The organism is Aestuariispira insulae, from assembly GCF_003385955.1.
Taxonomy (GTDB): domain Bacteria; phylum Pseudomonadota; class Alphaproteobacteria; order UBA8366; family Aestuariispiraceae; genus Aestuariispira; species Aestuariispira insulae.
The window spans coordinates 1,173,776-1,186,440 of sequence record NZ_QRDW01000001.1 but is presented as its reverse complement, the minus strand read 5'-3'; the positions used below and the strand labels follow the sequence as shown (position 1 = coordinate 1,186,440).

Sequence of the window (12,665 nt, the reverse complement as noted above, 5' to 3'; positions counted from 1 at the left end):
CGGCTATGCCGCCCCGGTGATCGACCGATAATGATCTCGCAAGGCGGCTATCAGGCGCAAATAGGGCAGCGGACCAAAGCTTGCGCGCGCAATGCCAAGAGTGGCCAGTTCCTGGAGTGGCGGCATGCCTTCCATGATCATGATATTGACCGGCAGGTCGGTGCATTTGCAGATGGCCTCAATTAAATCCGGAGATTGAAGGCCCGGCACGAACAAACCGTCTGCCCCGGCTTGTTTATAGGCTTCAGCCCGTTCTAGAACGGGGTCCAGCAGGGCCGCATGTTTCTCCTGATCCGCTTCCTGTAGAAAGAAATCGGTGCGCGCATTGATGAAGACGGGGATCTCCATCTCAACGGCGCAAAGACGCAAAAGCGAAATCCGTTCTGCTTGCTCTTCTGTGGGCCGGATGCCGCCAGCCCGGATCAGCTGGTCTTCAAAATTGACACCGATCACGCCGGTTTTGATGAGGGCTTGGAAATTGGCCTGAAGCGCGGCAGGGTCTTCACTGAAACCGCTTTCAAAATCGACGCTCAACGGTTTTTCCGTGTTTGAGGCAATCCGATCTATGGTTTTCAGCAGGCTGTCAAAGGGCAGGGCTTCGCCATCGGGATAGCCCTGGGCCGCCGCCAGGGACCAACTGCCGGTGGCCAGGGCAGTCGCCCCCGCATCCTCTAGGGCGGCAGCGCTGCCGGCATCCCAGATATTGTAAAGGGTCAAAGGCGAGCCCTTTTGATGTAGGCTGGCAAAGGTGCGGGCTTGTTCGGCCTGGTTCATGGGATCTCTCCGCGTGGTTGGTTGATGCTGTCGCGATTCCTATCCCGGGCAGCCCGAAAACAATGGCCATTTTCGGACCTGAACCAAAAAAGGAACCTGCCTTGATAGGGCAGGCTCAATTGAGAGTTATTGCTGCGGAAAACTGCCGGGGTTACCGGCAATCAGGATGATAGCGCGAAGTCTAAGACATTGGGAAACGACGATTTCTCAAGGGGGGATGAAGAAAATTCACTATCCTTGCGGGCAAAAAAAGACCTGCCGGGAATCCGGCAGGTGCAATAGTTGGGGTCGGTGCGGTACCAAAACCGGGGAGAACCGTTCCGGGCCGTTTGACAAATCTGGATAAGCCCGGGTGGGGCTGGCTGCCCGGTCACGTCAGCCAGCCCCCGGTATCTTGGGTTGGCCCGTTGCTTAGAACTGGGCCTTTTCGGTGCTTTCACCCATGGCGGTGGTGGATGCCTCGCCGCCGGCGGTGGTGTTGTTCACCGTATCAAAGTAGCTGGTGCCAACTTCATGCTGGTGGCGGGTGGCGGAAAAACCGTGCTGTTCAGCGGCAAATTCAGCCTGTTGCAGTTCGGAATAACCAGCCATACCGCGTTCGTTATAGGCCCGTGCCAACTCAAAGGTGGCATAGTTCAAGCTGTGGAAGCCTGCGAGTGTGATGAACTGGAATTTGTAGCCCATGGCGCCCAATTCACGCTGGAATTTCTCCATGGTGGCGACATCCAGGTGCTTAGCCCAGTTGAAGGAGGGCGAGCAGTTATAGGCCAGCATCTGATCGGGATATTCCTTGCGGATCGCTTCAGCGAAGGTCCGGGCCTGTTCCAGGTCTGGCGTGGAAGTTTCCATCCACAGCAGGTCTGCGTAAGGCGCGTAGGCCAGGCCTCGGGCAATGCCCATCTCCAGGCCACCGGTGATCCGATAGAAGCCATCAGCGGTGCGCTCGCCGGTCAGGAATTCATGATCGCGCTCGTCAATGTCGGAGGTGATCAGGCGAGCGCTTTCCGCGTCCGTCCGGGCCATGATGATGGTCGGCGTACCCATGACGTCGGCAGCGAGACGGGCGCTGTTCAGGTTGCGGACCGCCTGTTGGGTCGGCAGCAGGACCTTGCCGCCCAGATGGCCGCACTTCTTCTCCGAGGCCAGCTGGTCTTCGAAATGAACACCTGCGGCACCGGCCTTGATCATGGCCTTCATCAGTTCAAAGACGTTCAGCGGGCCGCCGAAACCGGCTTCGGCATCGGCTACGATCGGCGCAAACCAGTCGATATCGGTGGTTTCCTCGCCGCCCAGGCGCTCCATGGTCTGGATCTGGTCCTGGCGAATGAAGGCATTGTTGATCCGTTCGATCACCTGCGGAACGGAGCTGACCGGATAGAGGCTCTGATCGGGATACATCTGGCCCGCATTGTTGGCGTCGGCCGCGACCTGCCAGCCGGAAAGATAGATCGCTTTCAGCCCAGCGCGCACATGCTGGGTCGCTTGGCAGCCGGTGAAGGCGCCGAGGGTGTTTACATAAGGGGTTTCCGTGATCAGCTTCCAGAGTTTCTTGGCGCCCATCTCAGCCAGAGTATGGCGGATCTGGATGGAGCCGCGCAGTTTTTCCACATCGGCCAGGGTATAGTCACGGCGCGTGGTGGCCCAGCGGTCCGGTGCATAATCCGGGGTCGGCCAATCGGTATTGTCGTTGTTGCTGCCTTCGTCCCAGGCGAAATCGATATTCATGCTGTCAGTCATCTCAGTCAATCCTTTACAGTTATCTTTACAAGATAAACAGAATGTGATCGCCGCCCCTGTTTGCATATGATTGGCCTGGATTTGGCCCGTCTATTGCGGGATTGGCTTGTTGAGATAGTGATAGCGAATAGCTGGTCGATGCAGCAACGCTTTCTGACATTACTAATCTGTCACTGGTTTTTGTTGATTTTTTACTAAATGTAAATATTGTAAATAATCATGTAAAAATCGTGAGGAAATCCGATGGCAAAAGGGGCGACGGCTGGCGGCAATCCCAAATTGGGGGCCAAGATCCGGCGATTGCGGCGGGATCAGGGGAAGACCCAGGCGCAGCTGGCGGATCAGTTGGGAGTGAGCGCCAGCTATCTCAATCTGATCGAACATAACCACCGCAAGGTGACGGTGGATATGCTGTTGAAGCTTTCAGAGCTGTTTCAGCTCGACCTGAAGGATCTGGCGGAAGGCGATGAAAGCCAGCTGATGGCGGATCTGATGGCGGTTCTGAGTGATGACCTGTTTGAAGAGCTGGATTTGACCAACACGGATGTGCGTGAGCTGGTATCCACCAGCCCCAATGCGGCCAAGGCGTTGTTGATGCTGCATGACACCTACCGGAAATCCCTGGATGATGCGCGCGGCCTGGCCTTTCAATTGTCGGAAGAGACCGGAGACGAAAGCTTTCCCCTTGGCGGCACGGTGGCCCCGGCGGATATGGTGTCGGATTTCCTGCAAAACCATTCCAACTATTTCCAGGACCTGGAGGATGAGGCCGACCGCGTCCGGCGTGAGATCGGCATTATCGAAACCCAGAGCAACGATTCCCTGGTGGATTACCTGAAGACCGCCCATGGGGTGACGGTCCAGACAGTGTCTCATGAGGCAGGGGAAGGGTTCCAGCGCCGCTATGACCCGGCGCAGAAACTGTTGCAGCTCTCACCCCGGGTGGATCATGCCCGGCGTAACTTCCAGCTGGCGCATCAGATCGGTCTGCTTTCCGCTGCGCCGGTGATTGACATGCTGCTGACCGAGGGGCGCATCCGGGAAGGGGATGTGCGCAATCTGGGCCGGGTGGCCCTGGCCAATTATTTTGCCGCGGCCCTGTTGATGCCCTACCAGGCATTTTTGGATTCGGCGCGTGCAGTGCGCTATGACATTGAGCTGCTACAGCATCAATATGGTGTTAGTTTCGAGCAGACAGCGCAGCGGCTGACCTCGCTCAATAAACCCGGCAACAAAGGGATACCGCTGCATTTCCTGCGCGTGGATATCGCGGGCAATATCTCCAAACGCTTTTCGCTTTCCGGCCTGCCGATTCCGCGCCACGGGGGGGCCTGCTCACGTTGGAATGTCTATTCCGCCTTCATGAATCCGGGCGTGATCCAGGCGCAAATGTCTTATCTGCCAGATGGTGCCGGATTTTTCTGCATTGCGCGCACGGTGCGCAAGGGGGGTATAGGTTTCGGGGTGCAAAGTTCGGTCTTTTCCATCGGGCTTGGCTGCAGTGCGCTTTATGCGGGCGAGATGATCTATTCCGACGGTATCGATCTGGATAATCGCGATCGTGCATTTGGGATCGGGGTCCATTGCCGGATCTGTGACCGGATGGATTGCGGCCAGCGCGCATCGCCACCGGTACATCAGCGTTTCCGGGTGGATGAAAATGTGCGTGGTCTTTCGCCCTATGCCTATGCCGGTTGGCCTCATCACCACCGGGAGCTGGGCGGAACCCGTTAGTCCTGAATGCGGACCTTTGCGCCGATCCCGGCTTTTAGGATCCGGGCGGCATGGCCCCTGTTGGCGGCGATCTCCACCAGCCCCTGCGAATTCTCGTACCAGAAGAGCCGGCCCGCGTCAGTGTCGGAAAAAGTACGTACGTTTGGCAGGCTGGTGGCTTCATAGCCGATGGCGGCCCCCTCCGGCATGGTGCTGGCCCGAAGGCCGGTCATGCAGTTGCCATAATCATCAATATAGATGATTTCATCGAGATCATCGGGCCAGTCCAGCCAGGGACCGATGGCGTCCTTATCTGTCAATTTCGATCGCGGAAAGTCGGTGCCGGTTGCGAGCATCGCGGCAACGGGGGCAAACAGATCCCGGCCGTGAAAGCTGTTTGATAAGGTCTCTGGCCGCCAATCAATTCGATAAAGGGCGGCTTGATCTGCGCGGCGGCGTATCAATTCCAGCAATCCATTATGGGGCCCGACGAACCAACGGCCATCTGCATGAAGGCAGACCGGCAGGCGGTCGCTGCCGACACCGGGGTCGATCACACAAAGCTGGATGCCTTTTTCCGGAAGATGGGGGGCCATGGCCGCCAACAGATAGCCGGCGGCTTTTGGATCGAAGGCCGGGGCGTCATGCATCAGATCGACGATGTCATGGTCCGGTGCCAATTTGTTGAGTACCGTCTTCATCTGTCCTACATAGGGACCATGCCAGCCGAAATCGGTGTAGAGCGTAATCATTCTGTTAATAATCACTATGTTATAATTCACCCGTTAATCGAAAGTATTGATTGTTCGACAAGTTTTCGGTCAAGAACTTTCGGGGGGAAAGTCATGTTATTGCGTAATCTTGCCCTATTACTGTTGTTGGGACTGATGCCGGTTGCGGCACAGACCGGTTTGGCACAACCCAAAGATATCATCCTGACGGTCAGCGGTAAAATCGGAGATCGGGACCGCCAGGAAGGCAAAAGCTACAATCTTGCCGGACTGACTGAGATTGGCACTGCCATCATCACCACCTCTTCCCCCTGGATCAGTGGGCGCGCGCGCTTCAAAGGGGTTTTGCTGCGCGATCTTCTGACCAGGCTGGATGCCTCAGGGCACAGCAAGGTGATCGCTACGGCTATTGACGGCTATTCAACGGAAATTCCTGCGGAAGATATTGCAAATTATGATGTTTTGTTGGCCTTCGAGATGAATGGTGTGCCGTTGACACCGCGCGACAAAGGCCCACTATGGATTGTCTATCCGCTGGATGATCATCCCGAACTGTCTTCGGTGGAGGTCAATTACCGCTGGATCTGGCAGCTTAAGTCATTGGAAATTAGATGATCCATCTGCGTAAAAGAGCCCTCTACCTGGTCTTGTTTTCGGCCCTCGTCCTATTCGGGATCAGCGCCATCGGCGGCTTTCTGCGCCTGAATGATCACCAGCAATATATCACCAATACCCAGCCGGAAAGCGGACTTTGGCACGCCAGCCAGCTGGAGCTTGCCTATCAGCAGGTATTGGAGAGCCTCTTGATGACAAAAGCCGGTATCCGGGCTGGCGCGGATGAGCAGCTCAGTCAGCGGGTGGATGTGCTCTGGAGCCGATTGAACCTGTTTCAGGAAAATGCCCCGGATCCGCGTTCCAGGATCCTGTTAGCCCATCGGGAAACCTTTGATGAGCTGCGTGAAGCCCTGGTTCATATAGATGAACGGATGGCCTCCCTGCAGGAAGGGGATCGGGAGGCTTTGACTCAGACTTATGAAGGGCTGGTCTTGATGCGCTCGCGTGTTCATCAGCTTGCTTTAGATGGGTTGCGTTTTGAAACCAGTATGATCGCGGATTCGGAAACCCGGATTGACGAAATCCTGAACCGCCTGGCAATCGACCTGATTGCGCTGGGGCTGAGTGTCGCGGTGGTGGTGTTTTTGCTGGCCCGCCAAATCAATGTTGTTGAATTGACCAGGCGTGAGGCCGATGAGGCCAAAGAAGCCCTGGCTCAGGCGATTGAAGGGGTGAGCGAGGGATTTGCCCTCTTTGACGCCTCGGATCGTCTGTTGATGGCCAACAGCGTTTACCGCGAGATTTATCAGGGCGATGAAGAAGATTTTGCCGCCGGCATCCAGTTTGAGGATATGTGTCGGTCGGCTGTGAAAAAGGGCATTCACGCCGATGCGGCCGGGCGGGAAAAAGAATGGATCGCCCGGCGCCTGGCGGCCCATCTCGGCGAGGCACCCTTTGAAGAGGAACTGTCCGACGGGCGCTGGATCCTGGCCCGGGATCAGCGCATTGAAAGCGGTGGGATGGTCGGGATCCGCAGCGACATTACGGACCGGAAACAGGCCGAGCTCAAATTGCGCGATGCCCTGAGCGAGGCCCGGATCGCCACCAAGGCAAAATCGGAATTCCTGGCAATCATGAGTCACGAGATGCGCACGCCGCTCAATGGGGTGATCGGCCTCTTGGGGCTTATGCTGGACAGTAAACTGGATCCCGAACAGCGCGGTTATGTGATGACGGCGCGGGAATCCGGGGAGATGCTGCTTTCACTCATTGAAGATGTGCTTGATTTCTCCAAGATCGAAGCGGGCAAGCTGGAACTGGAGGAAACCGCCTTTGATCCCTCTGACCTGGTATCCGGCGTGGTCGAGGTCCTGGCCCCCAGGGCGCATGCCAAAGGCATTGAAGTACTTTCTTACGTGGATCCGTCGGTGCCCGGGCATCTGCTGGGGGATCCCGGGCGCTTACGCCAGATCATCTTCAACCTGGCAGGCAACGCGGTCAAATTCACCGAACGTGGCGGTGTTACCGTCGAATTGGCCCTGGCCGCCGAAGATGGTGAAACCGTTGTCCTCAGTGGGGCCGTTACGGATACGGGGATCGGCATTCCCTACGAAGCCCAGGAAACGCTTTTTGCCGAATTTATCCAGTTGGATGCTTCCTATTCCAGACGTTTTGGCGGCACAGGCCTGGGGCTGACCATCACCCGGCGGTTGGTTGAGGCGATGAAAGGGGCTGTCTGGGTGAATAGTGAACCGGGAAAAGGCAGCGTTTTCAGTTTTTCAGTGCAGTTGAAACGGGATCCGGCGGAAGCGGTCATTGCGCCCAGGAAAGCGCCTGTGGCCCGCAAGATTCTGTTCTGGTCGGATGAGGGAATCACGTCCGATCTGACGATTAAATGCCTGCGCGGTGACGGGCATAAAGTGGTGAATGTACAGACCGAAAATGATGCGGTCGCACGCCTGACCGGCAGTGATTTTGATGTGGTCATGATTGATTGTCGCCCGCAGGATGAAACCGGTTTTTACCTGGCCAGCAAATTGCGGGATCTCAACATTGATACCCCGGTCTTCCTGCTGCGGCCGGGCAGCATTCAGTTGCGCAATGAAGGTGAGTTGCCAACAGATGCGATCACCGGGATCCTGGCCAAGCCTCTGCAAAAAGAGATGCTGAAGTCGGCATTGGAGACGCTGAGCGGGGAAATCATCCAGACCGAACAGGGCCCGACTGAAGCAGATCAGGCGGCCAGGACGATTGGTGCGGGCTATCGGCTGCTGCTGGCGGAAGACAGCCCGACCAACCGTATGGTCGCCTCGGTCATTTTACGCCGGGCGGGTTTCCGGGTCGATTGGGTCAAAGACGGCGTTGAGGCGGTCGAGGCGATCAAGCGTCTTTCCTATGATCTGGTTTTGATGGATATCTCTATGCCCAATATGGACGGCGTGGAGGCCACCAAGGCGATTCGGTCCCTGGACGTGGCCGGTGCGACTGTGCCGATCATAGCATTGACCGCCCATGCCATGCCGGGTGACCGCGAACGGTTCCTCTCTGCCGGCATGGATGATTATTTGACCAAACCCCTGCGTGGTGAGGAACTGCTGAAAGCGATATCGGAATTTTGTCCGCCCAAATCACCGGAGGACCTGTCGGCACAGGAGAAGGTGGAGGGGGCTTCTGTTGCACCGTCGGAACCGCTGCAAGCCCCAATCCAGGCCCAGACGGTGTCGGCCAGTCCGCAAGCTGCCAGCCCGGTCTTGGCTGTTTCGAACGATACGGAGGCCAAGGCCGGTCCAAGTCCGAAAATTGAGATGTCACCTGTGGTGGATGAGATTGTTTTTCGGCAGTTGCAGGAAGATGCCGGCCCGGAGGTTGTGCCCCAACTGATTGATGTTTTCCTGAATGAGCTGGTCGGGCGGGTGTCACGCATTAACGAAGCGGAGCCTGATGGTGATTCGGAAACCATTGCCAAGGAAGCCCATGCTCTGAAAAGCAGTGCAGGCAGTTTCGGCGCAACCAAGCTGCATTTACTGGCCAAGGATGTTGAAAAGGCCGCCCGACGGGAAGAGCGTAAGCTGTTGTCCGATCTGGTGCCGCAGTTATCTGATACGGGCGAGGAAACGGAACGTCAGTTCCGCCTTCTGATCAAATGAAGACGGCCCGCAGGATATGCGGGCCGTTGCAAAAATCATTCTCAGCAGACAATTAGAGCGCTTCGAGGATTTTTTCCGCAGAGGAAACGTCAAAGGCACCGCCTTCTTCGACTGCCAGATGACTGATGGTGCCGTTATCGACGATCATGGCGAAACGCTGGCCGCGTTTGCCAAGGCCCGCAGCGGTCAGATCCAGTTCCAGATCAACGGATTTGGTCCAGTCGCCGCTGCCATCGGCCAGCATGACCACCTTGTCACCAGCCCCCTGGGATTTGCCCCAGGCGTCCATGACGAAGGCATCATTCACCGCGACACAGGCAATGGTGTCGACCCCTTTGGATTTCAGGGCGTCATGCTGCTCGATAAAGCCCGGCAGATGCTTGGCGGAGCAAGTGGGGGTGAAGGCACCCGGCACCGAGAAGACAACAACTTTTTTGCCGTCAAACAGGTCTGATGCGCTCATATCCTGGGGGCCGTCGGCACCCATGACCTTGAAGCCAACGTCAGAAATCTTATCGCCTACCTTGACCATTTTCCCACTCCATCAGTGATTGTATTTGTTCCGGGATTATTCCCCATCAATCTACATAGGTAAGACATCTGAGGGATTTTACCAGTGTCAATTGAATGAATCTGCGTTCGCCAGGCCTTTTGCCCCAGCGGCCTGGTCCAGGGCCTCGACCACTTCACCGCTGATCAGGAACTCGGACAGGGCGATTCCGTCCGGCTGGCCCGGGCCATAGATCATGTTGAAGGGGATGCCATAGCGGCCGTGCCGGTTCAGATAATCGGCGATTGCCGGGTCGGGCCGGGTCCAGTCGGCCCGCATCAGGGTGACGTTCCCACTGGCAAGAAGGCTGGCGACCGGTTCAGCTTCCAAGACATTTTTCTTGTTGAACAGGCAGGTGATGCACCAGTCGGCGGTAACATCGACAAAAACAACCTGCCCCTGGCCGACCAGAGCCGGGATGGCGGTTTCGTCAAAGGAAATCCAGTTATCCGGGCTGGCCGGACGGATCGGCGCTGGGCTGGGGGCCTTGAGGGTGACCGCGGTAACGGCACTGCCTGCCAGCAGCAGGACCAGCAAGGGGGCCATACGCGCCACGCGCGCCGCCGGCAGCTTGCTGCGCACCAGAAGAACCGCCAGTATCAGCGCTGTGAAGGCGGCAATGATCGTGACCAGTTCGCTGCCCGCGATCCCATCCAGCACGGTCAGCAGCCAGGCGGCGGTGCCGATCAGCGCCAATGACAGCACCAGTTTCATCTTGTTCATCCAATTGCCGGGGCGCGGCAGAAAAGAGACCAGGCCCGGTAGAGCGGCAATCATGAGATAGGGCAGCGCAAGGCCGAGGCCCAGCATTGTGAAAACCATCAGGATATCGGCTGTGTCCCGGCTCAGAGCAAATCCCACGGCGGGGCCAAGAAACGGTGCGGAACAGGGGGTTGCCAGTAGGGTTGCAAACATGCCGGTGATGAAATGTCCGCCAAGCCCTTTTTGGCCGCGCCCGGCATTGGCGGCATAGTTGGAGAGGGATCCGGGCAGGCGCAATTGGAACAGGCCCATTAAGTTAGCGGCAAACAGAATTACCACCAGGATCATTACGGTGATGAACAGCGGGTTCTGGAACTGGATGCCCCAGCCGACGGCAATGCCGGCCTGTTTCATCAGGGCCAGCGCGCCACCCAGGATCAGGAATGCGGTCAGGATCCCGGCTGCGGAGGCCAGGAATCCGACGCGGACGGTCCGGCGCGCACTGCCGCCATGGCTCAGTACGGACAGCAACTTCAGTGAAAGCACCGGCAAGACACAGGGCATCAGATTGAGGATCAAACCGCCAAGAAGGGCAAAACCCAGGATGGTCCAGAGGCCGGAATCGGCGGGTGCATTTGTCGCGGAGGCAATAAACGGCAACCCGGTGGAGAGGGAGACGGGGGCCTCAACAGATCGGGTGCCATCCCAAAGAGTGACTGTAATGGCGTCCGCCAGCATCGCGTCTTCTTTTACGCCTCCGCCTTGAACCGTGAAGACCGCTTGATCATTCGCCGCCGCCAACTGGACTTTAGGTTTATGAAAATAGCTGCCTTCCGGCCCTTCGACGATCAGATCCGGCTGATCAAATCCAACGCGACTGGTTGCTTGAATCTGCAGTGTGATGACATCCTCTTTGATGTCGAAACCGGCCTGTGGAAAAGTGATACCGGCTTGATCGGCCGGCACCGGCACGGCCCCGTCATAACGGCTGATTAAATGGGCGTCCGGCGAGGCGGTATCCGCACCTGCGGGCAGGTTCAGGGAAAGATTGGCCTCATAGGGAATGCAGACCTCACTACAGGCCAGATAGGGGATCTTCGCGGCCAATTGCAGCGGCGCACCCGGTGTTTCCGGGATGACGGTCAGCGGAAAAACCACTTCATCCTTATAGCCCAGGGTTTCAAGATCAAAGATTTCAAACCGGTCCGGGCGTGGCCAGCGCATCTCGACATTGGAGACATTGGCCGATGGGCTCCAGTCCGGAATGGGGGGGAAGCCGGCATCGCCCGGTGTGCGCCAATAAATTTTCCAGCCCGGCTGCAACTGGAACTCGAGACCTAACGGCAAGGCGTCTCTTTCCCCGGTGCCCTCAATGGCCGAGATCAACCGCACGGCCGCATGCTCATTGCGATCCCATTCGCCGGATCCCGCCTGGGCGGAATGGGGCGGAGCGAAAAAAAGGGCCAGGAAGCCAAAAAGCAGGGAAGGCGTGGGAAACGGATGTCTGATCAAAACCGGTCTCGATAATTATAACGGGCAAGTTGAGCTAAATATAATCCCGCAAAGCCGGAGATCCAGCCCATTTCCGATCCGGGTTTTTCAAAATTCCGTGTGCCGGTCAACGGGACGGAATAGCTTTGGTTACACTTTTTAAACTGTATTGGGATACACTTGGCTTCTGTCTGCGATGCACTTCCTGCTCTGGATTACTATGTCGGAAGAGGATATTACAGCGGACCAAATGACGCAGATCGGATCAATAATTCATGGTTTCTGACATGGACGACAACAAGGGGTATCTTGCGGGGCAACTGCTGGTGGCCATGCCAAGCATGACGGATCCGCGGTTCGAACGCACCGTAATCTATGTCTGTGTCCATAACGAAGACGGGGCCATGGGCCTTGTTGTGAATCGTTTGATCGATACCCTGACCTTTAACGAACTTCTGGAACAGTTGCGCCTGCCGCCGCCGGACCAGGGACAGGAAATCCTGGTGCATTTTGGCGGGCCGGTCGAAGCCGGGCGTGGGTTCGTGCTTCATTCCAGCGATTATTTCCGGGAAGGCACCGTCCAGATGGGCAATGGGGTCGGATTGACCGCCACCATTGATATCCTGCGCGATATTGCCACCGGGGATGGCCCGCGTGAAAGCCTGCTGGCGCTGGGGTATGCCGGCTGGGGTGCCGGGCAGCTTGATGAGGAAATCCAGGAAAATGCCTGGCTGCATTGCCCGGCGGATGAACAGCTGGTCTTTGATGAGGATCTGGGTTCCAAATGGCAGCGTGCCATCAGCAAGATCGGAATTGACCTTTCCCTTTTGTCCGGTGAGGCGGGTCACGCCTGAGCCGGTTTTCCCTTTCCAAACTCAATCCATTCATCTAAGGCGGGGCTTTAGCCCTGCACAGGAATAAAAAACAATGTTCGAAGAACGCCTGCCCACCCATATCTGGATCGGCGCACAGATCCGACGCCTGAGCGCTGAAGCTGTGCCGGTTGCGATTTTGCATAAGGGAGAGGCCAATAGCGGGTTGGTCATCGTGAAGATGAACCTGCTGGGCGATGGTTTCAGGGTTTTCAGCCAGGCCCGGGACATGGATGGGGTCATGGGCTGGATGGCGGCGCTGAAAGGCGGGACTGTACAGGAAACTGAGGCGGATGCCTATATCGAGCGGTCCCTGAAACGTGATCCCGATCTTTGGGTCGTGGAAGTGGAAGACCGCAGTGGCATTAACCCGTTCGAAGGGCGGGTTTTCTAA

General features: G+C 57.1%; 10 protein-coding genes. 5 read left to right on the top strand and 5 right to left on the bottom strand.

Going from position 1 to position 12,665, the window contains the following annotated elements; translation table 11 throughout:
- Positions 1-3: 3 nt before the first annotated feature.
- A complete protein-coding gene (locus DFP90_RS05810) occupies positions 4-774 on the bottom strand; it encodes an isocitrate lyase/PEP mutase family protein (RefSeq protein WP_115935427.1) in 771 nt (256 codons plus the stop codon).
- 411 nt (positions 775-1,185) lie between these two features.
- The gene (gene aceA, locus DFP90_RS05805; RefSeq protein ID WP_245956969.1) at positions 1,186-2,511 is read right to left on the bottom strand and encodes an isocitrate lyase; all 1,326 of its coding nucleotides are present in this window, start codon (positions 2,509-2,511) and stop codon (positions 1,186-1,188) included.
- 243 nt (positions 2,512-2,754) lie between these two features.
- Here aceA and DFP90_RS05800 point away from each other — a divergent pair, with 243 nt between their 5' ends.
- The gene (locus DFP90_RS05800; RefSeq protein ID WP_115935426.1) at positions 2,755-4,245 is read left to right on the top strand and encodes a helix-turn-helix domain-containing protein; all 1,491 of its coding nucleotides are present in this window, start codon (positions 2,755-2,757) and stop codon (positions 4,243-4,245) included.
- On the opposite strand, the gene DFP90_RS05795 is transcribed toward DFP90_RS05800, so the two are convergent.
- A complete protein-coding gene (locus tag DFP90_RS05795) occupies positions 4,242-4,976 on the bottom strand; it encodes an SAM hydrolase/SAM-dependent halogenase family protein (RefSeq protein WP_115935425.1) in 735 nt (244 codons plus the stop codon). The genes DFP90_RS05800 and DFP90_RS05795 overlap by 4 nt on opposite strands.
- Before the next feature lie 93 nt (positions 4,977-5,069).
- On the opposite strand from DFP90_RS05795, the gene DFP90_RS05790 reads away from it, so the two are divergent.
- Together DFP90_RS05790 and DFP90_RS05785 are read left to right on the top strand one after the other, a co-directional pair.
- Complete coding sequence (locus DFP90_RS05790; RefSeq protein WP_181905206.1) at positions 5,070-5,570, top strand: putative pterin-binding protein; 501 nt, start codon at positions 5,070-5,072, stop codon at positions 5,568-5,570.
- Positions 5,567-8,656, top strand: coding sequence for a hybrid sensor histidine kinase/response regulator (locus tag DFP90_RS05785; RefSeq protein ID WP_115935423.1), 3,090 nt, complete (start codon positions 5,567-5,569; stop codon positions 8,654-8,656). The genes DFP90_RS05790 and DFP90_RS05785 overlap by 4 nt, the downstream gene beginning before the upstream one ends.
- Positions 8,657-8,708: 52 nt before the next feature.
- Here the strand turns inward: DFP90_RS05785 and DFP90_RS05780 are convergent, their stop codons facing one another.
- Both DFP90_RS05780 and DFP90_RS05775 read right to left on the bottom strand, forming a co-directional pair.
- Positions 8,709-9,188: a peroxiredoxin gene (locus DFP90_RS05780; protein WP_115935422.1), complete on the bottom strand. Its 480-nt coding sequence runs from the start codon at positions 9,186-9,188 to the stop codon at positions 8,709-8,711.
- 87 nt (positions 9,189-9,275) lie between these two features.
- Entirely contained in the window at positions 9,276-11,420 is a 2,145-nt protein-coding gene (locus DFP90_RS05775; protein WP_115935421.1) for a protein-disulfide reductase DsbD family protein, read from the bottom strand.
- A gap of 254 nt (positions 11,421-11,674) precedes the next feature.
- Between DFP90_RS05775 and DFP90_RS05770 the strand changes: the two genes are divergently transcribed.
- The gene (locus DFP90_RS05770; RefSeq protein WP_245956968.1) at positions 11,675-12,253 is read left to right on the top strand and encodes a YqgE/AlgH family protein; all 579 of its coding nucleotides are present in this window, start codon (positions 11,675-11,677) and stop codon (positions 12,251-12,253) included.
- Between the two features lie 73 nt (positions 12,254-12,326).
- Complete coding sequence (locus DFP90_RS05765) at positions 12,327-12,665, top strand: DUF1491 family protein (protein WP_115935420.1); 339 nt, start codon at positions 12,327-12,329, stop codon at positions 12,663-12,665.